Annotated in this window: 11 protein-coding genes; 6 read left to right on the plus strand and 5 right to left on the minus strand. The window is 66.2% G+C overall.

The features are described from left to right. Window positions 1-156: 156 nt before the first annotated feature. A complete protein-coding gene (locus ACY0PA_RS35275; protein ID WP_473081478.1) occupies window positions 157-1881 on the minus strand; it encodes a stealth family protein in 1725 nt (574 codons plus the stop codon). Window positions 1882-2724: 843 nt separating this feature from the next. Here ACY0PA_RS35275 and ACY0PA_RS35280 point away from each other — a divergent pair. The 6 genes from ACY0PA_RS35280 (at window position 2725) to ACY0PA_RS35305 (ending at window position 18379) form a co-directional block, all read left to right on the plus strand. Beyond that, window positions 2725-4287 carry a VCBS repeat-containing protein gene (locus ACY0PA_RS35280; protein WP_473081479.1) on the plus strand — a complete coding sequence of 521 codons (1563 nt, stop codon included), beginning with the start codon at window positions 2725-2727 and terminating at the stop codon, window positions 4285-4287. A gap of 8 nt (window positions 4288-4295) precedes the next feature. Further along, window positions 4296-8012, plus strand: a complete 3717-nt coding sequence (locus tag ACY0PA_RS35285) for a LamG-like jellyroll fold domain-containing protein (RefSeq protein WP_473081480.1) — start codon at window positions 4296-4298, stop codon at window positions 8010-8012. A gap of 126 nt (window positions 8013-8138) precedes the next feature. Next, window positions 8139-14993 (plus strand): polymorphic toxin-type HINT domain-containing protein, encoded by a 6855-nt coding sequence (locus tag ACY0PA_RS35290; RefSeq protein WP_473081481.1) that lies wholly within the window; start codon window positions 8139-8141, stop codon window positions 14991-14993. Beyond that, window positions 14980-15621, plus strand: a complete 642-nt coding sequence (locus ACY0PA_RS35295; protein WP_473081482.1) for a hypothetical protein — start codon at window positions 14980-14982, stop codon at window positions 15619-15621. The genes ACY0PA_RS35290 and ACY0PA_RS35295 overlap by 14 nt, the downstream gene beginning before the upstream one ends. A gap of 306 nt (window positions 15622-15927) precedes the next feature. Beyond that, window positions 15928-16410 (plus strand): hypothetical protein, encoded by a 483-nt coding sequence (locus ACY0PA_RS35300; RefSeq protein WP_473081483.1) that lies wholly within the window; start codon window positions 15928-15930, stop codon window positions 16408-16410. A 1675-nt stretch (window positions 16411-18085) separates the two neighbouring features. Beyond that, complete coding sequence (locus ACY0PA_RS35305) at window positions 18086-18379, plus strand: SH3 domain-containing protein (RefSeq protein WP_473081484.1); 294 nt, start codon at window positions 18086-18088, stop codon at window positions 18377-18379. Between the two features lie 72 nt (window positions 18380-18451). Here the strand turns inward: ACY0PA_RS35305 and ACY0PA_RS35310 are convergent, their stop codons facing one another. The 4 genes from ACY0PA_RS35310 to ACY0PA_RS35325 all read right to left on the minus strand — a co-directional run bounded on the left by ACY0PA_RS35310 (window position 18452) and on the right by ACY0PA_RS35325 (window position 22251). Beyond that, on the minus strand, window positions 18452-19267 hold the full coding sequence (locus ACY0PA_RS35310) for a helix-turn-helix domain-containing protein (protein ID WP_473081485.1): 816 nt from the start codon (window positions 19265-19267) through the stop codon (window positions 18452-18454). Between the two features lie 247 nt (window positions 19268-19514). Continuing rightward, window positions 19515-20339 carry an extensin gene (locus ACY0PA_RS35315; protein WP_473081486.1) on the minus strand — a complete coding sequence of 275 codons (825 nt, stop codon included), beginning with the start codon at window positions 20337-20339 and terminating at the stop codon, window positions 19515-19517. Beyond that, complete coding sequence (locus ACY0PA_RS35320; protein WP_473081487.1) at window positions 20336-21319, minus strand: C40 family peptidase; 984 nt, start codon at window positions 21317-21319, stop codon at window positions 20336-20338. The genes ACY0PA_RS35315 and ACY0PA_RS35320 overlap by 4 nt, the downstream gene beginning before the upstream one ends. Beyond that, window positions 21277-22251 (minus strand): replication-relaxation family protein, encoded by a 975-nt coding sequence (locus tag ACY0PA_RS35325; RefSeq protein WP_473081488.1) that lies wholly within the window; start codon window positions 22249-22251, stop codon window positions 21277-21279. Before ACY0PA_RS35325 ends, ACY0PA_RS35320 begins: the two co-directional genes overlap by 43 nt. Window positions 22252-22271: the final 20 nt, after the last annotated feature.

A 22271-nucleotide genomic window follows, 5' to 3' on the forward strand; every position in this document is an offset into this window, starting at 1 on the left:
AGACGACGGCGATGGGCAGGCACCATCTCAGCGTTGGGCTTTAAGGTCTAAAGGGCCCGGATACCAAGTACCTCCCCGATACGTTCCTGCTGGCTGTTGTGCAGATCACGAGGGCGCCCAGGCGCAGGGCTCCCATCGTTCCGCGCGACAGGTTGGTCAAACCTCGAATCGGCTGGGGAAGGGGAAGTACGACTCGAGGAAGGTGTGGAGCTCGGCGGTGATGCGTTCCTGCTCGGATTCCGGGGTGCTGACGTCGTTGAGGCAGAAGAAGTCATAGCGCCGGGTGCGGGCGAGTTCAGCGAGTCCAGCTGTCGCGTCCGGTTGTGCCACGTCGATGTAGCGCAGGTTGTACTTGCCTGGCACGGCTCGGCCGGTGACGTAGGCGTGGTGGTGGTGCAGGGACGCCGTCATCGCGATGTCCGTCACGGAACGGAAGCGGGCACTGCTGGTGCGTGCCACGTCCTCGGCGAAGCGCTCCTCGAGCTCCTCCATCACCGCGCGGATCTGCGGTTGGGGAGTGTGCATGAACTTGTTCGTGGTGAATCGTCCGTGCGCGGCGAGCAGCAGTCTTCGTACGTTCTTGCCGGCCGAGTTGGGTGCGGGCTCGTCGGGGTGAGGTTCACCGAGGCCCAGTTGGAAGGGTGAGAAGGGGATCTTGGCCACGCCGTTGCCGTGGAAGAAGTGGCTGGCAGTTACGGGGCGGCCGAGGAAGAAGTCGTCGTTGAAGTACAGATAACGCTCAGACAGGCCAGTGATGTGGTGCAACTGTGCTTCGATGGCATGCGAGTTGAAGACCGGGAGTGTCGTGGGGTCGGCGAAGATCTCCTTGTGGTCGACGATGCGGATACCCAGGGCGTCGGGATCCAGCCAGGCAGGTGTCTGTCCGTCGGTGACGATGTAGACGTTGCGAACGAACGGGGCATACATGTCAAGCGATCGCAGGGAGTACTTCAGCTCGTCGTGACTGGTGTACCGGGAGGCGCCGGTCTCGCGGGCATGGATTCGCGGTGCGCCCACGCGATGTGACTCCCTCCTGGCCCGCAGATCGGGGTCGGAGCCATCTACCCAGGTGTATACGACGTCGATAGGGAAGTCGACCGCGTCCACACGTGGTTGGAGAAAGTCGGCGTAGGTGGGGTGCTCGCGCCCTTGTATCTCGCGTACGGCTGGTAACCGCGCGGCGGCGGGCAGCACGTCAGTGACGGAGTTGAGGCGCGGTGCGACCAGCGAGTCCACCAGTACCTGCTGCGGAGGTTGGGTTCGTAGGGTGACGGCCCGCTTGGAGCCCACGACTTTCGCACCGTCACGCCAGAATTCCACGTCACAGCCGAATCCCAGGTCGGCGAGCAACTGGCCGTCAGGGCCGAGCAGCAGCTCGCCGAAGCGGATCGTGTCTTGGCGCTTGAGGTCCTCCGGCAGCGCTCCGTCCGCGTACAGAACCGCGTCCTGGGGTATCGGATCGCTGCCCGGTCTCATCGCGTACATCGGGGTAGAGCCGTACATCTTTCGCAGTGCGTCCAGCAGTTGCTTGCGGTCGCTGTGGCGCATGCCCACGACGTGGCGGATGCGGGAACGGCCGGGGACAAGGAAGTACTCGACGCCAGCGTGCTCCAGCGCGTCGCTCACCAGACCCAGGTTATGGGCAGAGGCGCCGGCCGCAGTGAAGGTTCGTACTACTCGTCCGTAGAACGTGCGGCCCTCGACGGTCACCGTCCGCACATCGCCATCGGAGTCCAGCAGGGCACCTCGCCGCGCTGCGATCCGCTCCTGGCGCTTGCGTTCCGTGGCTGCGGCCTGAGCGGTGGCGCGTCGCCCGGCGCGCTCTCTTCGTATCCGAGCCGGCAGCATGCGCTCTGCGAGCGCTTGGACGCGTGAGGGCATGAATGCTCTACCTGATCTTTTGTCGGAAACATACTGGTTGTGCAACCGCGGGACGGATAGCGCGGGAGTCGGCTGAGGCCAAGACGGTCCGGCTGCCCGATGACGAGCTAGGTATTACGCGACCTGGGGTCGCGGCCGACCTTTGAGGCGCTCCTTTTGAGCCACTCCGCGACTGGAATGGCTGCAGCCTGCCGACTCGGGTGGGGGCGTCGAAAATCGGCCACCCGGCGACCGGAAAATCCTGGCCTACGCCTTTCTGTGAAACGTCTTGTGTCGATGGGGCGGGCGGAATTTCGAGGCGGATATTCGTCGCGCGTATTGGCGATTTTCGGTTCGCTGGATGAGTCGTTTCGCCTCACTCGGCTACGTCGCTGACGGTCGTGCGTGAGGGGCGGCAAACCGGCGAGCATGCCACACAAACCGCGAGGTCATCCAGCAGATGCTTCACGGAGTCTTCACGATCAACGCCTGTCGCGTCGAGGGTGATTCGTCACGGTTGCCGCTTATCTTCCCTCGCGGACTGGCCTGATGGAGGTGGACGGTGTCGAGGCTCCGAACTTCCTGGGTGTGCAAAGTAAAGGGACTATGAAGCACTGGCTGACCCTTCGTCAAGTTCCCGCCGTACAGGTTTGCCCGACTTGGCGATCATTTAACCGGAAGGCTCTAATCCGCTTCTTTGAGGGATTTGGGTTTGCGCTTGACATGCGAGTATGCCCTCCGGCTAGTTTTACGGCCGCTCGGCTGTGCGGGTGGGTGCGGATTCTTTAATTCGTGCTGCATGGACCTGAGCGGTGCGACAAAACGGAATATGAGGGGTGGGGTGGGGCACTCATGCTCAGACGCATGAGCGTGGCCGGAATGGCCGCAGGGGCGGCAATGGTTCTTGCGGCGACCGGGGGGCTGGTTTCGCTCGGGCACTCGGCGGCTGCGGCCGCCGCGTGCACGGGCGGAACCGCGACAGACTTCAACGGCGACGGCGTCACGGACACCGTCGTGGGTGATCCGAACGCGACCGTGAGCGGCGCATTGCGGGCCGGGTTGGTCAGGGTCGTGCTGGGTGGCGGCAAGGGGGTCTTCGAGATCTCCCAGGCCACCAGCGGGATGACCGCTACTCCGGAGCGTGGCGACCAGTTCGGGGCTTCGCGCACCGCGTACGACGCCGATGGTGACGGTTGCACGGACCTGGTGGTGGGTGCGCCGTTCGAGGACGTGACGAAGGACGGCGCTGACCTGCACGATGCCGGCGCGGTCTACGTCATCCACGGCACACCCACCGGCATCGGTGTCGGATCGGCCATCGAGACCTACACCCAGGCCCAGTTCGATCCGAACACAACCACAGAGGAATACGACCGCTTCGGCTTCGCCTTGCAGTCGGGCACCACCTCAACCAGCCTCCCGTACCTGGTCATCGGGGCGCCGGGAGAGAACGTCACCAGCGGTGGCAAGGACTACGCCGACGCCGGCTGCATCCACTACATGCAGGGCACGACCAAGACCACCGCCAACGAAGACGACGCCGGGGTCCCCGGAGTCGTCGAGGCCCATGACCGGTTCGGCTACTCGCTGACCGGGACGAACCGCTTCTTCGCGGTGGGCGCCCCGGGCGAGACCATCGGCACCGACGCCTCGTTCGCGGGTGCGGTCACCGTGTTCAACCACACCATCGCCGGTGGCGTGCCCACCGCGCTGGTGGGTCTGGATCAGGCGGATGCCGGCGTCGGCCTGGCTGGCACCGCGGAGCCCAACGACCAGTTCGGCACATCGATCGACATGACGAACTTCCGCCCCAGTGACCAGACGTACAACTCGGATGCCCTGCTGGCGGTCGGTACACCGACTGAGTCGGTCGGCTCGGTGACCGACTCCGGCGCCGTGTCGGTGATCCGGATCCAGCCCACGGGTGCCTACATAGAGCTGGCGGCGATCGATGCTTCCGCCGACGGGGTCGACGGGTTCCCGACGAAGGGCGACTTCTTCGGCCAGAGGGTGGCCATTGCCAACACCGACACCTCGGCAGTGAGCAGCGATGCCACCATCCGGCTTGCGGTGGGCATACCAGGACGCGATGTCGCGGGTGTGAAGGACGCCGGCGCAGTGCAGATCCTGCGCCCCCTGGACGTCTCGATCGGCGCCAACGACAAGATCATCACCCGGGCGGTGAGCGGCAGTGTTCTGCCTGGAACCGCGACCACACGCGACTACACCGGCATCAGCCTGACCGCGGGGAGCGCCAACCTCTATGTCGGCGTGCCTTACAGCAAGGCCTCCGACACCCCCAAGGGCGCTCTCTACAGCATCCCGTGGACGGACATCTCCGGGTCCACCACGGCGGGCACCACCACGTTCAAGCCGGGCGCAGGCGGAATTCCTGACGCAGGAACCTCCTTCGGCGTGGTCGGGTGACGGGCGACATGGCAAGAGAGAAGAACTCCAACATGAAGCGCCATGCCATAGGCAACGGCGGGCGGAGCCGCGCCGCCGTCATCGCCGCCACCCTCACCGCGCTCCTGGCCACCGGCCTCGGCGTCATCCCCGGCCTCGGCGCCGAGCCTCAACCGGCGGCCGCCGCGACACATGACCCGCAGACCGCCGCTGGAACGGCCGAAGCCCAGGCCAAGGCTGCCAAGTCCGGGAAGAAGGTGGAGGTACTCGCACTGCGCGACGAGCGCAGCACCACCGTCGCCAACCCGAATGGCACCTTCACGACCACCGAGTATGTCCAGCCCATCCGTACCCGCAAGGACGGCAAATGGACGGGCATCGACACCACGCTCGTCAAGCAGCGCAACGGCACCTTCACGCCGAAGGCGGCCCTGACGGCCATGACCTTCTCGGGCGGCGGTGACAAGACCTTCGCCGGGATCGAGAAGGACGGCCGTTCCCTGACCCTGGACTGGCCGCACAAACTGCCCAAGCCGAAGATCGACGGGGCCACCGCGACGTATGCGAACGTCCTGCATGGTGTCGACCTCCGAGTCACTGCCAGTGCCGAGGGCTTCTCGCACGTCCTGGTCGTCAAGAATGCGAAGGCCGCAGCGAACCCCGAACTTGCCCAGCTCGACTTCCCGGTGGACACCGGCTCCGTCAAGCTGAAGATGACGCAAGACGGCGGTCTCGAGGCACAGGACAGCGGCAGCGGGGGCACGGTCTTCGAGGCGCCCCAGCCGATGATGTGGGACTCCAGCCACACGAGCGAGGCTCCGGACTCGGCCACCCAGACACCCTCCGCATCCCCGTCAACTCCCACAGACGCCAGTACCGGGACGGACGGCACGGTGACGCCGCCGGACGGCGCCCAGGTCTCCGATGTCGCTGTGGACACGGCCCGGGACACGGTCACGTTGACCCCCGACGCTGCCCTCCTCAAGGGCAAGGACACGGTCTACCCGGTCTACATCGACCCCGTGTACAAGACCGCCAACCGCACCGGCTGGACCATGGTGTCCTCGTACTACTCCTCGTCGGAGTTCTGGAAGTTCAGCGACGACGAGGGCGTCGGCCGGTGCCCAGCGGACGTCTCCTATCGATGCACTAGCAGCAGCGATGTCAAGCGGCAGTTCTTTGCGATTCCCACGGGGACCTTCGAAGGCAAGGGCATCGTCTCTGCCGAGTTCGCGGTGACGATGGTGCACACCTACAGCACCTCCGCACGTGAGGTGCAGCTGGGTCGGGTCAACTCGAGTGGGGCGAGCGCGATCAGTTCCTCGACGAACTGGGGCAACCAGCCGTCTCTGAAGGACGCCATCACTTCGCAGTCACCCACTAATCCGGCGGGTTCCTGTACGTCCACGAACCAGAACGTGCGTTTCAACGTAAAGAGCACTGTTCAGAAGGCCGCGGACAGCGGCTGGGACACCACGACGTTCCGCCTCAAGGCCGGTGACGAAGGCGACTACTCCTACTGGAAGCGGTTCTGCGGCAACGCCCACCTCGAGGTCACCTACAACCGACCGCCCCTGCAGCCGGCCATGGATGACCTGAAGATGACGCCGGGCGCCGACTGCGAGTACGGCAACGCGGGGGAGCACTATGTGTCGGAGGCCCCCAGGCTGATCGCGTCCATCAAGGACCTGGACCACGGGGACGCGGGCAAGGGCAGCTCGGAGAGTCTGCAGGCAGAGTTCCACGTGTTCTGGACGGTCGGTAGCACGACGTACGACCACTACGCAACGACCGCGGCCCAAGGTACACACAACGCGTCCACGAGCGGCCAAACCGGCGTGGCCACCTTCTCCACGTACGTGGTGGGGTCGGATATCGCAGGCGATGGCCAGCCGGGCTTCACCATTCCGCAGAACGTGACCATCGGCTGGGCGGTACGTGGCAAGGATGATGGCCCCTCGACGACCAACACTGGCCCGTGGAGCCTGGAAGGCACACAGACACGCTGCGAGTTCATCTACGACGACAAAGCCCCCAAGGCGCCGGTGGTCACCTCGACGGCATACCCGAACGATGATGCGTATCACGCAGGCATGGGCGACTACGGTAGCTTCACCTTCGATTCAGTGACAGCAGACGTGAAGCAGTACAAGTACCGCTTCACGGGCGACTGTGCAGTCCCGACGACGGACTGTTGGAAGACCGTCGACGCCGAGTCCTTGGGCGGACCGGCCACTGTGCGCTGGATGCCACCAGACGAGGGGCCGATGTATGTAGAGGCCAAGGCGGTTGATAGCGCAGGTAATTCGCAGAAGACTCCGACCTCCTATGTCTTCCTGGTCAGCGACGGTAGGGCCCCCGCCGCGGGCTGGACGCTCGGTGACGCCAAGGGTTCGGCCACCGCGGCTGGAATGAGTGGTGCCCCCGCCGCAACTCCTGGCTCTGGTGTGGCATTCGGTGATGCGGGGCCTCTTGGCCCCACGGACACCGCCGCTGCCCTCGACGGCAGCGCGAACGCCTACCTGGACGCAGGCCAGCCCGCGGTCGACACCAGCGGCACGTTCTCGGTGAGTGCCTGGGTCAACCTGCCGGCGCGCCCCACGGACGACGTCACCATCGTGAGCCAGGACGGCACGGCCAACCCTGGCTTTGACCTCGGTTACGACGTGGACACGGAGTCGTGGACGTTCCGTACCCCGTTCAGCGACATGGAGTCGATGGGTTCATGGAAGGTGTCTGGTGCCACCGCGGTGCCGGGCAGCTGGACCCACCTGATCGGCGTGTACGACAACGAGCTGGGCACGCTCAGCCTCTTCGTCAACGGTGACCTGATCAAGGAAGACGTCCAGAAGCGCCGCACCACATGGAACGCGACAGGCAGCCTCCAGATCGGCCGCAAGCTCTCCCTCGACGGCTACACCAGCAACTTCAAGGGCAGCATCGCCGACGTCAAGGTCTACGACCGCGTGGTCCCAGAGGCCGAGGGCCAGGAGCTCGGCGGGGTCTCCGCGAGCCAGCTCGCCTACTGGCAGGTCGACAGCGCCACCAGCGGCGTCTCCCCGGAGGACGCCGCAGGCACCGGCCTGACCCTGGGTGGCGGCGCGGCGATCTACCTGCCGGACGACTCGTGCGACCCGGCGGTGGACCCGGACTGTGTCCCGCCCGCCGAACCCCTGTGGGGGGATGGGCACCTGGCGCTGAATGGCACCGACGCGTACGCGACCCGCGCGGCCGGACTCCTGGCCAAGGAGGACAGCTTCACCCTCACCGCCCGGGCCCGCCTCGCGTCTGCCGGGTCGACCAAGGACCAAACGGCCCTGTCCCTTGCCGGAACCAACGGCAGCGCTGTCACCGTGAAGTACCTGGCCTCCGCCAACCGCTGGCAGCTGGCGGTCACCGACAAGGACGCGGCCGGCTCGACCACATCGGCGATCAACGCCGGCGCTGTCGTGCCCAGCAGCGAGGGCGACGGCGATCACCTGGCCCTGGTCTACTCCGCGGTCTTCGGCGACGTGCTGCTGTACGTCAACGGCACCCTGGCCGCCCAGGAGCCGTGGGACAACACGTGGGACTTCACCACCGCCTCGCTGCAGGTCGGACGGAGTTTGACCGGCGCCGCCGCATCCGGCTACTTCGCCGGCGCCATCGACGAACTGCGGATGTACCGCGGGGCGCTGGACGCGAGCATCGTGCCCACGGTCACGGTGCTGCCCGCCGGCGCGAGTATCGAAGAGACCGTCACCTGACGGGCTGAGTCAGAGGCGGGCGCCCCGCAACGCGAGTCCACACGACTCGGGTCGCGGGGCGCCCGCCCTCTTCGCTTTCCACCAATCCACCTTTCCTCATTCACCATCTCTCCCTACGGAGTTGTCATGCGCTCGCCCTACCGGTCCCGGTGGCGCATCCCGGCCCGGAGCACTGTGCTCGGGCTAGGGGTCGCCCTGGCCGTCGGCCTGTTGCCGCAGTACGCGCCACAGGCCACGGCCAAAGATGGCGGTCTGACCAGACCCGCCACGCAGAAGAACCTGGACGATCCCGTCCACGGCAAGAACGCCAAGGCCCGCAAGTACGGCAAGTCGGACCCTGCCGAGAAGGCGGCGGTGAAGTCCGCGGCCACCAACCGGCACTGGCCCAAGGCCGCCGCCGACGAGGTCACCCTCGGCAAGAAGCCCGCCAAGGCCGACGGGCTCCCGGTCAAGGTCGCGGCTACCGGCAAGACCAGCCCCGCCTCCGTGCGCGTGGCCGTGCTCGACCAGAAGAAGGCCAAGGCCGCCAAGGTCGACGGCACCCTGCTCACCGTGGCCCGCGCCGACGGTGACACGAAGACCGGGCCGGTCCAAGTCACCCTCGACTACGCGGACTTCGCCGGCGCCTACGGTGGCAGTTACGGGTCCCGTTTGCGGCTGGTCCAGTACCCCGCGTGTGTCCTGACCACTCCGCACAAGAAGACCTGCTCCACGCCCAAGCCGCTGAAGGGCAGCAATGACGCGGCCGCGCAGACCCTGACCGCGAAGGTGTCCGCGGCCCCGGAGACCTCCGGCACGTCCACCCAGCTCGGCACGGAGACAGCCGGCGCGGACGAGGCGGCCTCGTCGGCCACGGTGTTTGCGGCCACCGCTGGAGCCTCCGGCGACCAGGGCAACTTCGGGGCCACGTCTCTGAAGGCCTCGTCTGAGTGGAGCGTGTCCAACTCCTCGGGTGCGTTCAACTGGTCATACCCGATCACCGCCCCGCCCGTGCCCGGCAGCCTGGCTCCCACTGTCTCCCTCGGCTACAGCTCGCAGTCCATCGACGGGCAGACCGCGACTACCAACAACCAGGGTTCCTGGGTCGGCCAGGGCTTCTCCTACGAGCCCGGCTACATCGAGCGCCGCTACAAGCCGTGCGCCGATGACGGCCAGGCCAGCAACCTGGGCGACCAGTGCTGGGGCACCGACAATGCCACCATCTCCCTGGCCGGCGGCGCCTCAGGCGAGCTGATCAAGGACGACACCACCGGCGAGTGGCGCGTCAGCTCCGACGACTTCAGCAAGGTCGAGAAGCTCACCGGCACTACCAATGGCGACAACAACGGAGAGCACTGGAAGGTCACTGCCACCGACGGCACCCAGTACTTCTTCGGCCTGAACCAGCTCCCCGGATACGCCACCGGTGATGAGCAGACCGACTCCACCTGGACCGTCCCGGTCTACGGCGACGACTCGGGCGAGCCCTGCTACGACGCGACGTTCGCGAGCGCCTTCTGCACCCAGGCATGGCGCTGGAACCTCGACTACGTCGTGGACGCCCATGGCAACGCGATGTCGTACTTCTACAACAAGGAGACCAACTACTACACGCAGGGCCTGAAGACCGAGGAGAACGGCAAGGCCTACATTCGCGGCGGCTACCTCAAGCGCATCGACTACGGCCAGCGCGCCGGCACGGTGTACGACACGAAGCCGTCCGCCCGTGTCAACTTCACCACGGCCGAACGTTGCATCGGCGCTCTGACCGACTGCTCCACCGGCGCACTCACCGACGCCACGGCCGCCGACTGGCCCGACGTCCCCTGGGACAGCAACTGCGCGGCCAGCACCAAGTGCCCGGGCAAGAACTCGCCGACGTTCTGGACCCGCAAGAAGCTCTCCAAGATCACCACGCAGATCCGGACCGGCGACGCCACGTACGACGACGTCGACTCCTGGACCCTGAAGCACGACTTCACCGACAACGGTGACGGCTCCAAGTCGCTGTGGCTCAACACCATCGACCACACCGGCCTCGTCGGCACCGACGTCGCCGTCCCCTCCGTGAAGCTGTACGGCAAGCAGCTGGCCAACCGCGTTGACGTGGCCGGCGACAACATCCAGCCCTTCATCCGCTTCCGGATGTCGGCCGTGGAGAGCGAGTCCGGCAGCGTCCTGTCCGTCAACTACGCCGCCACGGACTGCACCTCCACGAACCTGCCCACCCCCGGCAAATCCACGGCACGCTGCTACCCAGTCAAGTGGAACCCGCCCGGCGTGACCGACCCGATCACCGACTGGTTCCACAAATACGTCGTCTCCTCCGTGGTCGAGACCGACCTGGTCGGCGGGAGCCCCGACCAGGTCACCTCCTACACCTACCTCGGCGACGCGGGCTGGCGAAAGAACAGACCCGACGGACTCACCAAGACCGAGTACCTCACCTGGGGCGACTGGCGCGGCTACGGCAAGGTGCGCGTCGAGACCTCCGACGGCACCAACAACGCCTCCAACACCAAGACCGAGCACGTCTTCTTCCAAGGGCTTGACGGAGACGTCAACCCCGACGGCGGCACCAAGACGTCATCGGTAACCGACTCCAAGGGCGTCAGCTACCCCGACTCCGATTGGAAGTCCGGCTTCGAGCTCGAGACCACGACCTACGACGGCACCAAGGTCGTCCAGAAGTCCATCAACACGGTCTGGACCAAGGTTACATCGACCAACGCAGCGAGCTGGGGCACGGACTACGCCCGCTACGTCAGCCCCCTGCGCACGGACAACTACGAAGCACTCGCGGCTGGCGGCTGGCGCCAATCGGCGTCCGTGAACACCTACGATCCCACCACCGGACGTGTCACCCAGGTCGCGGACTACGGCCAGGCAGCCGTCGCCGACAACAAGTGCACAACTACTGAGTACGCGGACAACGCGACCAAGCACATGTACAGCTTCGTCTCCCGCGTGGAGACGGTCAAAGTGGACTGCGGTGGCACCGTTGACCGCTCCAAGGACGTCATCTCCGACGACCTGACCCTCTACGACGGTGCGACCGTCCTCGGAACCGCCCCCACCCTGGGTAACCCGACCACCATCAAGCGGCTCGCCTCCCACGACGGCCTGATCCCCACCTACCAGACGGTCTCGGACACCACCTACGACGAATTCGGCCGCCCCCGGTCGGTCAAGGACGCCGCCGGAACGCAAAAGACCATCGACTACACCGACACCTACGGCCTGGCGACCGCCAAGACTGAGACCAACACCCTCGGCTGGACCACCAAGACCGAATACGCCCCCCAGTGGGGCCAGGTCAACGCGCAGGTCGACGTGCACGGAAAGCGCACCGACCTCGCCTACGACGGCCTGGGCCGCCTCACCTCGGTCTGGCTCCCGGACCGCCCCAAGGCGTCCAACTTCTCGGCATCCCTGAAGTACGCGTACGGCATCCGCACCACCGCTCCCAACTACGTCCTCACCCAGAAGATCGAGAACAGCGGCACCACGTACGGCAGCGAGTACACGCTGTACGACGGTCTGCTGCGCCCGCGCCAGGTGCAGACCGACGGGCAGGGCGGCGGCCGCATGATCGCCGACACGTACTACGACGGCTCCGGCCGCATCGTGAAGACCAACGACACCTACTACGCCAGCGGCGCTCCGAGCTCCACGCTCTTCCAGCCGCTCAATGCCGACATCGACGCGCAGACGGTGACGGAGTTCGACGGCGACGGTCGCACCACGGCCTCAATCTTCAAGGTCGCGGGCACGGAGAAGTACCGCACCACCTACACCTACGGCGGCGACCGGGTCCACATGGATCCACCGGCCGGACAGACCGCCACGACGACGATCACTGACGTCCAGGACCGCACGGTCGAGCTGCGTCAGTACAAGGGCGACACCCCGCTGCCCGCGGGCACCGCCGCGGACTACGTCGCGACCAAGTACGGCTACACCCCCTCCGGCCAGCTCGCCAAGGTTACCGACAACAGCGGCAACATCTGGTCGTACGAGTACGACCAGCGCGGCCGCAAGACCAAGGCCGTCGACCCGGACACGGGCACATCGACCTTCGGCTACGACGACCTGGACCAGCAGACTTCCGTCACCGACTCGCGCTCCAACACCACGACCACCGTCTACGACAAGCTGGGCAGAGCGACCGCCACCTGGCAGGGCGCGGCTGACACAGGCACCAAGCTGTCCGTGACGAAGTACGACACGGCCGCCAAGGGCGAGCTGTACGGCGTCTACACCTACAAGGACGGTGCAGTCCACGACTCGGTGACCTATCCGGTCCTGGATGCGGACAACGACTACAAGCCGACCTCGACGAAGTACTACCTGTCCCCGACGGCCGAACCCGAGCTGGGCGGCACCTACGAGTTCAACACCCAGTACAACGCGGACGGCACCGTCCAGGGACAGAACTTCCCCGCGGCGGGTGGCCTTTCGGGCGAGGCAGTCTCGTACCAGTACGACTCGCTGCAGCGCCCGACGGCACTGAACAGCTCGCTCGGCGGCGGCAGTTACGTCTCCAAGACGGCCTACTCGCCGACCAACCAGCTTGAACAGCTGGAGCTCTCGACGGGTGGAGCCTCGGACAAGAAGACCTGGCTGACCTACAGCTACGAGCAGGGCACCAAGCAGCTCACTAACTCTCGCGTCGACGTCGAGGGGGCCTCGGCGGTCGCCTACGACGCCGACTACACCTATGACGCGGGCGGCAACGTCCAGTCCATCGTCGACAACCCCACCGGCGGCACGCGGGACACGCAGTGCTTCGCCTACGACAACCTGCGCCGCATGACGGACGACTGGACATCGTCGGTCACCCCCGACGGCGCCGTCGGCACGGGCAGCACGGACGCGGCCTGCAAGTCCGCCGCGTCGTCGACGACGGTCGGAGGAGTAGCCCCGTACTGGCACCAGTACGGCTATGACGCCACCGGTAACCGCACCTCCGAGACAGACCACGGTATCGACGGAACGGCGACCTCAACGAAGGCGTACACCTACGGTGAGAACGGCGAGGGCCCGCACCAGCTGACCAAGGTGGTCACCGACACGACGGCGACGCCCACGACGCCCGCGGTCACGTCCCAGGACACCTACAGCTACGACCCGGCCGGCAACACCGACACCCGGGTTCTGGGCGGCGATACCCAATCGTTGGTCTGGGACAAGCAGAACGACCTGACCAAGGTGACGAACGCGGACGGCAGCGAGTCGTCCTACGTCTACGACGCCGCGGGCAGCCGACTCCTGCGCAAGGCACCGTCCGAGACGACGTTCTACCTGCCCGGGATGGAGCTGCACCTCAACAAGTCCACGAAGGCCGTCACTGCCACCCGCTACTACTCCCTCGGCGGTCAGACCGTCGCGGTCCGCGACAGCGGCGGCGTGACATTCCTGGCCGGCGACAACCACGGCACCGCCCAGCTCGCCATCAACGCGGTCACCGGACAGACCCAGCGCCGTCGGCTCGACCCGTTCGGCGAGGGCCGCGATAGCGCATCGTCGGACAACTCGAAGTGGGTGGACGACAAGGGCTTCGTCGGCGGCTCGAACGACGAGACGTCGGGCCTGGTGAATCTGGGGGCCCGCGAATACGACGCGTCCACCGGACGCTTCATCTCCGCCGACCCCATCGTCGACTACACCGACCCGCAACAGGTCAACGGCTACGCCTACAGCTACAACAACCCGGTCACCTTCTCCGACCCCGACGGCCTCAAGCCGGCCGAGTGCGACGAGCCCGGCATGACCTGCAGGGTCAACGACGGGGGAGGCTTCGACCTCAATCCGACGGCCAATTGGTACAAGTGGAGCGGCGTGAAGGCGCCCACGGAGACGCCGGCCAGCTACAAGGCACGGCAGGAACGCAGGAAGGCCAACGCGGCCAAGGAACTCGCAATTGCGATCGCCAAGGAACTCGGCAAGATCGTCGCCGACGAACTGGGCATCACCGACGCACTGGACTGCTTCACCACCGGCAGCCTGGGCGCCTGCGGCGCCACCGCAGGCAACATCGTCTCTTCACTGATCGGCGGCGGCCCAGCCGCCAAGCTGGTCATGAAGTACTGGAACAAGATCGACAAGGCGTACGCGCTGGGCAAGCGCATCGTCGGACTCGGCAAGAGGCTCTGGGGGGCCTTCAAGGACTGGCGCAAGAGCAGCAAGGCGGCCAAGGCGGCAAAGTCCTGCAATAGTTTTACGCCCAGCGTCAGGGTACTGATGGCCGACGGTTCAACTCGGGCCATCAAAGACGTCGACATCGGAGACAAGGTCCTTGCCGCGGATCCGGAAACCGGTGCGACGAAGGCCGAGACAGTCACTGCCGAGATCAAGGGTCAAGGCCTGAAGCACCTGGTCAAGGTCACGATCGATGTCGACGGCAAGAAGGGCTCGAAGACGGCCTCGGTCACGGCGACCGAGGGGCACCCGTTCTGGGTTCCCGAGGTCGGCGAGTGGATTGACGCCACGAACCTGCGAGCAGGCGCCTGGCTGAGCACGAGGGCTGGACTGCGCGTACAGGTCGCCGCTGTTAAGCGGTGGACAGCACAAACAGCTGCAGTTCACAACTTGACCGTTGCCGAGCTTCATACGTACTACGTCCTCGTTGGTGCGGCGCCAGTACTGGTTCACAACGACCCGGTAGACGTCTGCATCTTGCCTTCCCACGGCATCGATGCGTCGAGATACCCTGAGACAGCGCAGCACGTCGAGGATGCGCAGGCAAATGGCAAACCGAGCCTGTTGACCATTGACCGTGCAGGCGCGAAGCAGAACCGTAAGGACTCTCTGCGAGGCATTAAGACGCAGAAAGGAAAGGATCGAGACGAATACCCGCCAGCAATGTTCAAAGAGGGCGGATCCGGGGCAAGCGTGCGTCATATCGACCAGAGTGACAATCGTGGAGCAGGATCCACAATGGGTAGAGCGCTCGGCGGATTCGTGGATGGGACAAAGGTGATTATTTATGCTGCACGCTGAGGGTGCAGTCACCCATTCGGGGGCGATCGACCGGTTGATTGAGATCGCTTCCCCTCCCATAGTGGAGGAAGGTGAGGAGGTTCACGAGCTCCTTTCAGAATTGCTTGGTCGGAAGAACGGATTCTACGCATTTCTGGGAGCCTTGCACGTCCTTCCTTCGGCTCCCAGTGAAGGCGAGTTTTCGCTAACTCAATGGAATTCGTCAGGGCTGTGGCGATCGCTTTACCCTCAAATTCCGACCAAATCTGTTGCGTTCGCCGAGGACGTTTTCGGTGGCCAATTCCTGATTTCCCATCAAGGGGTAAGTCTGCTTGACCCTGAAACTGGCGAGATCGAGGATGTGGCTGAGGATTTGGAAGGGTGGTGTCAAGAAATTCTGGACGACCCAGAAGTTCTCACCGGGTATCCTTTGGCGGAAGAATGGCAGAGGTTGAACGGGAGGATGCCCGTGGGGGAGCGGCTTGTTCCTGTGCGCCCGTTCGTCTTGGGCGGAGAGTACTCCTGTGAAAATTTGATGTCGATGACATCGAGGCGCGGACTCATGTATCGCGCTGAATTTATGGAGAAAATCCGAGGCGTTTCGGACGGTGGAAAACTCGTGATCAAGAACTACGACTCCGGACGGTAGCGCAGACGAGGTTTGCTCTAGGCTGGCGACACTCAGTCACCGGCCTAGAGCGACCTGACTAGGGTGGCGAACGCGGACCGCAGTGACCACCTAACATTCCAACTGCCGTCGATCGGCAGCACAACGAGCCCCGCCACGAGTAGCCCGGAGCTCCGTCGGACCTGCCGAGCCTAGGGTGAAGCTCTGGCATGCTTGGGCGGTAATGTACTGGCTTGGAAGTTCGTGGAGTACCCACCGCATCCTTTGGTGTGCAGAAGGAAGCCTCCCGGCGTGCGGCCTTGCGCGGGCGTCAGCGATAATGCCCTCGTGGCGACCAACCTTGAACTCTTTGCGGACTACTTCCAGATTCATATCCGAGATGAAGGCTCCAAAGCTGATCTCGGCGATGTATGGACGGAGCAATCCGTCCTGGATGGGCTCGGGGTAGCTGAAAGCGCCCTCGCCATCGGCACCGCCGACAACGGCATCGTGGCGGTCAGTGTCCATGTTGCTTCGTGCCCGCCGGGAGATGACAGTGACGATTTCGATCACGTCGTCGAGGCCAGCATCCAGGTGTCTTCGGGGCAGCTCGTCGTGCTGGGCAGTACGGACTACCTCCCCGATGCGGCACGATTCGGCATGCCGGCCGGTTGGGCCAGGGTCAGAGCTTCTCGCCGGAACCTCGCTGCTGCCGTCCTCCTCGACTCCGAGGAGGAGCCCGAGGGGCAAGAGGAGATTCGGCTGCAAGCCTGGTCTGCCCCGTTCTCGGAGCCTCGCATCATCAAGCGGTGGGCGCAGCCGGAGGCGTAGTTTCACTGGCGAGTTGATTCTCCGCCTCGAGTCGGTTGATCCGTGTGGTGCACGGGTCCGGGTCTGGTCGTGGCGATGGCGTGCGACGGCTTGGTAGCGGCGTCTCCACCTCGACCATCTCGGCGCGTGAACAGCCCCCTGCCGTTGAGATGTCGGTCGGGGATGGCGAGTTGCCGGCAGTGTCGGGATTTCCCCCTTGCGATGGCCGCGGTAGCCCGGCCGAGGTCATGCCCTTCGTGAGGAACTCGGTGTCGTCGATGATCGATATGCCATCCGACTGGCCGAGCTTCTCGACGAGTATCCCTGCAGCCCACCGCGGATCTCTTCGGGATCCCATCGGCCCCGGCCAGGAGCCGTTGCAGACTGTCCGGCGCGCTGTGGTGGGCGAAATTGGCGAGTTGTCAGCCGTTCTTACCCCCGGCAGGCTCCAGTGCCCACCGTTCCAAGATCCTTGATCACACCAGGACCCAGCGCACTCCGAGCGGCCGATCGGTTCAACCGGCTTACAGTGTCCAAGGAATGGAATTATGCGGCATGGTAGAGATTCGCGACATCCACGACCTCTCATCTTCAGAGTGGGGTGACCTTCCCTCTGATTTGGTCGGGCGGGTGGTTGACGTCAAAATTCTGTGCGTCCACTCCTTCGGGGTCGGAGTCGAATTCGCCGGGTTCGGCGCTTATGGCCATGTCAATTCTCCTCGTGTGACGGATGGTCGGTTCACGGTTGAGGAGTTGTCAGGGCATGTCGGTGAAATTCGGCGAGCGAAGGTACTCTCGGTAGTCCCCGGCCGTCAGGCGACTCTGACGCTTCGCTCGTCCGAATTCTCGACTGAATGATGTGCGTGCTGACCTGTTCTGAGATCAAGGTAGGTCAGCACGCTTCCGCCTGGGGCGCACGCCTACCGCCGTCGGCTCGTCGACTGGCTGCGATCGTGGCGCTCGCGGCCCGAGTGTCACGCCTGTCCAGACCGGTGCCAGCATCCGTAGTAGCCGGGACGGTGAACGCGGCCTTGCGGGTTTTCAGAGGCCAGCGGGAAAGTGGCTGCCGTCATGACGGTTTCATGGCGGAGTGTTCTTGGCCCCGTTGTGCAAGTGGCCTTTCCAAGTCGCCTCCGCCCACCGGGGCTTCGATGTGCCACCAGTCTTCCATCGCTTTCTCCATGGACGAGTTCGGGCTCAACCTCGAGCCCCACCCTGGCCGGCGATGGGCCGCACGCGGCGTCCGGCGCGAGGGTGGGGCCCCGTCGCGGCCTTGGGCCGCCGCCGGTCGTTCTACAGCCGCCCGCACGGGGCCCGGTTCGCTACGACCTGGCCAAGGGCCAAGTTCTACGAGCACGTCAAGAAGACGAAGGATATGGCGGTGTCCGCCGCCATTGTCGTCCGGCTGACAGGGGCGGCTGTGTGCCTTGCGAGTGCGGTCACGGTCTCTCGGCGGAGATGGAGGTGTGCGAGTAGAAGGCCGCCGTGACGCCGATGTGGTGTGGTCAAGCTGTTCCTTGACCACGACGAGTTCACGCAGGCTTCGTCGTCACCGTGATGAAATCACTCAAACCGGTGAAAGCATCCTCGTAGGTAATCAAGTCTGGCTGGCGGGTGAAAGACTCGCGGCGCCCCTCGCCCCAAGGGGGCTGAACCCGCAGGAAAGGGAGAGTTTGTTGCCCCACCGCTGATCGCCATGTCAGCCCCCGCAGTTGCTGCCTCGCCAGTGCATGCGCCTGGGGCAGCGGCGGCAGCCAAGAAGGACTTCTGTCGCATTAGGGCGTCGTCGGCCACGGTCCGCACCGAACCACGCATGAGCGCCGCGGCTGTCGGTACGGCGTATAGGGGCGACCCCTGCACAGGGCATGGCTGGGCCGGGGGTGACAGCACGTGGGTCAAGGTCACGATGAAGCGCACCGGTGTCACCGGATACGTGCGCTCCTCCCTGATTGCCTGGGGCAAGGAGGAGCTCACCCAGACCGGGTCGTGACTGTTCGGTGCCGTGAGGTCCGGCGGCGGGCACCCCTTCAAGGGGTGCCCGCCGCCGCGTTGGTGCTGGCCTCTACTCGGTAGCCGTTTCCGGGGTCGCCAGGCGGTAGGTGCGCGGTGCTTCGCTTACCTGCTCGGCGATGCCCTGACGGGCCAGGACGACCAGCGCGTTCGCGATGGCACCCGAGCTCCTTTCGATCACTCGGCTGATACGGGTCGCGGTGAACGCGTTGTCCGGGTGGGCCTGGAGGTGGTCGATGACCCTCTGCCGCAGCGCGCCCGGCGCCATCCGCATCTTCGGGGCAAGCACTGCCACCGGCTCAGTGGCTGCAGTGCGAGCGGGGGGCTCGGCCGAGCGCTTCGCATCTTCCGCGTCCGAGCACGCGTCGTCCGGGCCCGGAGCGCCCGTTTCCTTGTTCGTCTTGGGCACGCTGGGTGCTTCAACCCGTGCGGGGGTTTGCGCCGCCGCCCCTACGACGGGCTCATCGGCCGGGGTCGGGGAGGCGTTGGTTTCCGCGACTTCGTCGGTGCCTACGGAGGCCATGGCCGAGGCCTCGTCCGGGGTGGCGTTGACGCTGTTGTCGGTCACCTCCAGTTCGTCGCTTTCGGTGTCCTCGCTCTGCGCGGACCGCCAGCGGTCGGGGGTGCGGCGGGGGCCGGTTCGTTCGCCTTCCTCGCGGATGGCCAGGCCGTGCTCCTCGAGGGTGATGAGGGCCTTGCCGGCGGTGGAGCGGCCGATGCCTGCGGCCAGGGCGAGTTCGGCGACCGTTGCGCCGGGGGAGGTGATGAGTTCGGTGTAGATCGCGGCCGGTGCTCCTGTCAGGCCAGTCTGGGGTTCGGGAATGGGGACGGCGTGGAGGGTGCGGGTTTCGTTGGTGGTCTCGGTCATGTTGGGGCCTCGTTTCAGGGAGTTGATGGTGGGTGAGGTCCCCGGCCGGGGTGCAGCCACTGGGCGGTTGCGGGTTCGGCGAGCCGCGTGCGCAGCGCGGAGTTCTCCCGCCGGCCCGCCCGTCGGGTGTCCGAATTCGTGAATTCGTGGCCCGGTGGGCGGACCACCATGGACGCTCTGGCCCTGGTCGAAGTCAAGCCGCTTACCCCGCTCTCCGACCGAACTCAGAATTGCCGATCGGTGCTGGTCACGAGAGTGGTGGTGCACCATCGGTGCGCCGCTTGATGAGCTGGGTGTGGATCTGTTTGGCGCGATCCGGGCCGAGGTGCAGTTCGGAGCGCAGCCGCCATACGCTCACCGGCCCGCCGGTCGCGGTGCGCACGGCATCGTCGATCGTCACGGCGTGCGCCCACAGTGCCGCGTCGATCCCCCGAATGCTGCGGTCGGGGCCCGTGGGCGCGCCTGGGGGCGTGGGGGACGGACTGTTGGCGGCGTGGGGCCCAACGGCGGCCGCTCCCTCACCCGCGGCTTGCGCCGGTGATCCCAACGGTTGGGAGGGTGTGGCTGGTTCGTCGGATCGGAGGGGTCTGCTCGGATCGGCTTTGGGCGTGGGATCGGTGGCGGCGATCCGGTCGAGGAGTGGGGCGACGGTCCGGCGGTAGGCGGCGATGGTTTCGGTGAGAAGGATCAGGAGCACGGTCGGTACGCCGTGTAGGACCACGCCGGCGAGATCGGCGTGGATCGGTGTGCCGATCTGTCGGTTGGGCCAGATCGAGTCCCAGGTGTTCATCAGCGTGGCGGTGATGCCGGTGAACCAGCGCAGTGCTGCCGACCAGTGGGGTGGGCGGATGCCCCAGGCGGCGAGCCGGGCGTCCGCGTACAGGATCGCGGCGAGTGCCAGGGCCACCATTGGGTCGAGGAGGATGGCGATGGCGGGGGTGACGCCGCGGCTGGTGGCGAACAGAGTGACGTTCACAGCGGTGAAGATCACTGCGAGGACGGCGACTCCGGCCAGGGCGCGGGTGAGCGCGGTCAGCAGGGCCTGGGCCTCGGCCGGTGCGGGAGCGCTCATCGTGTACTTCCTTGGCCGGCGGGGCGGGTGGCGCCCTGGAAGTCGGCTCTGCTGGTGGGATCGAAGGCGCGTTCGCGGACGACGGCTCCGGGGTGGGGTGCGTCGATCATGCGGCCCGGTGCGCTGTAGATGCCGACGTGGGTGATGTGGGTGGGGCTGGTGCCGAAGAACAGCAAGTCGCCTGGTGCGAGAGGTGACTTGGCCGGGAGGTGGGGGCCGGCGGCGTACTGGGCCTGGGCCACGCGGGGGATACTGATTCCGGCCGTGTGGTAGGCGGCCTGGGTGAGGCCGGAGCAGTCGAAGCCGCCCTCGGTCGCTCCGTCGCCGCCCCAGACGTAGGGCTGGCCGAGCTGGGAGCGGGCGAAGCTGACGGCCTTCGCGGCGGCCGCAGTGGGTGCGGGGCCGGCGGCCTCGTACCGGGCTGCGATCTTCAGGACCTTGTCCACGTACCAGTCGGCATGGTTGTAGCTGAAGATCGCCGAGCGCAGGTTGCGGCCGTTCTTCGCGCCGTTGGCGCACAGCATCCTCGCTGCCGCGAACACGGCGTCGACCGGGTCCCACGGGGTGGGCGGGTTCTTCCCGCCGGGCGGGACCGGGTGCGAGTACTGCTTGAAGGTGGACGGCAGGAACTGCATCGGTCCCACCGCACCGACCGAGGAGATCATGGTCGGGTGCCGGCCGTGGTCGGTTTCGACCTTGCCGATTGCCGCCAGGATCGTCCAGGACAGCCCCGGGCATTCGGGCGCGGCCCGCTGATAGAGGGCCAGCATGGTCCGCGGGATGTCGGCGAGCGCGTGCTTGCTGGGCGAGGCGGCCGCGCCACTGGTGCCGGGGATCGCTGAGCTGATCAGCGCGGCGACGACGAGAGCGGCGAGCAGCGGCAGGGCGAGGACGGCGCAGCCCACCCCGGCGGCCGTTTTGGCGAGCGTGCCCACGGTCAGCTGCTGGGGGTCGGCGGCTGGGGCGGAACAGGATGCCACGGCAGGGCTGTGGGGCGGCCGGGCGAAGACAGAGCTGTCTCAGGTGTGAGCGCGGGGATGAGGCCCTGCCAGTGGGCGGCGAGCTGGGCGGGGGTGAGGCGCCCGGCCGGGGCGGGGCAGAGGGGGAGCCAGGCGGCGTCGGCTGGTTTGGCGAGCTGGGTGTTGCCGGTGGCGATGGGCAGTTCGAGGCGGTCCGCGCTCTCGGCGATGCGGTGGCGCAGGGCGGCCTCGCGGCGTGCGGTGGCGGTGTGGATGAGGAGTGGGGTGCGGGTGCCGGTGGTGGAGGCGAGGGCGGCGTAGCCGGGGAGTTTGGCTTCGACGCGGGCGAGGTTGTAGGACCCGGTGTCGTACTCCAGGAAGAACGGCAGGAGTTGATGGCCGGCGGTGGTGTGGTGGGCGTAGGCGTCGGGGCGGATCCAGTCGCCCCAGAGCCGTGTTGCCGAGCGCTCGGACAGCCACTCGGTCAGGCCTCCGGTGGTGGCGAGTTGGATAAGGAGGGTGTTGACGCCGAGGGTGTGGTCGAGGGTGGGGGAGAACGCGGTGCGGGCGCAGGTGTCCTTGCGCCAGCCGGTAGCTGCGAGGTCGGTGCCGGCGCGGGCGGCGAGGAGTTCGGCGCCGGCGCGGCCGAGGGTGTAGTGCTCGGGGGCGGAACCACGCTGGCGCAGGGGGCGGAACGAGTCGGTGACGCCCATGAAGTACAGCTCGCGCAGGCGGCGGTTGGCGGTGCGGTGGCCGGTGAAGGCGAGCGCGGTGATGTGGTGTGAGGTCAGCACTTTGTGTTCGTAGAGCATTTCGATGAGCCACACATCGCGTGGGGTGAGGCGGGTCGCGAGCTGCGAGAGGTCGGTGCGGGCCCGGGTGGGCTGGAGGGGTCGGCGCCGTCGGGAGGCGGCGCGGGGGACGTAGCCCGGGTTCGGACTGGTCGTGGGCATGACCTTCTCCTCGTAGAGAG

This window comes from Streptomyces sp. DS1-CR2 (genome assembly GCF_055760475.1).

What these genes read in the sequence shown, in the direction of transcription:
- ACY0PA_RS35325 (WP_473081488.1), bottom strand. Translation starts at nt 22,251, where the DNA reads ATGCCCACGACCAGTCCGAACCCGGGCTACGTCCCCCGCGCCGCCTCC.
- ACY0PA_RS35290 (WP_473081481.1), top strand. Translation starts at nt 8,139, where the DNA reads ATGCGCTCGCCCTACCGGTCCCGGTGGCGCATCCCGGCCCGGAGCACT.
- ACY0PA_RS35310 (WP_473081485.1), bottom strand. Translation starts at nt 19,267, where the DNA reads ATGACCGAGACCACCAACGAAACCCGCACCCTCCACGCCGTCCCCATT.
- ACY0PA_RS35315 (WP_473081486.1), bottom strand. Translation starts at nt 20,339, where the DNA reads ATGAGCGCTCCCGCACCGGCCGAGGCCCAGGCCCTGCTGACCGCGCTC.
- ACY0PA_RS35280 (WP_473081479.1), top strand. Translation starts at nt 2,725, where the DNA reads ATGAGCGTGGCCGGAATGGCCGCAGGGGCGGCAATGGTTCTTGCGGCG.
- ACY0PA_RS35295 (WP_473081482.1), top strand. Translation starts at nt 14,980, where the DNA reads ATGCTGCACGCTGAGGGTGCAGTCACCCATTCGGGGGCGATCGACCGG.
- ACY0PA_RS35305 (WP_473081484.1), top strand. Translation starts at nt 18,086, where the DNA reads ATGTCAGCCCCCGCAGTTGCTGCCTCGCCAGTGCATGCGCCTGGGGCA.
- ACY0PA_RS35275 (WP_473081478.1), bottom strand. Translation starts at nt 1,881, where the DNA reads ATGCCCTCACGCGTCCAAGCGCTCGCAGAGCGCATGCTGCCGGCTCGG.
- ACY0PA_RS35285 (WP_473081480.1), top strand. Translation starts at nt 4,296, where the DNA reads ATGGCAAGAGAGAAGAACTCCAACATGAAGCGCCATGCCATAGGCAAC.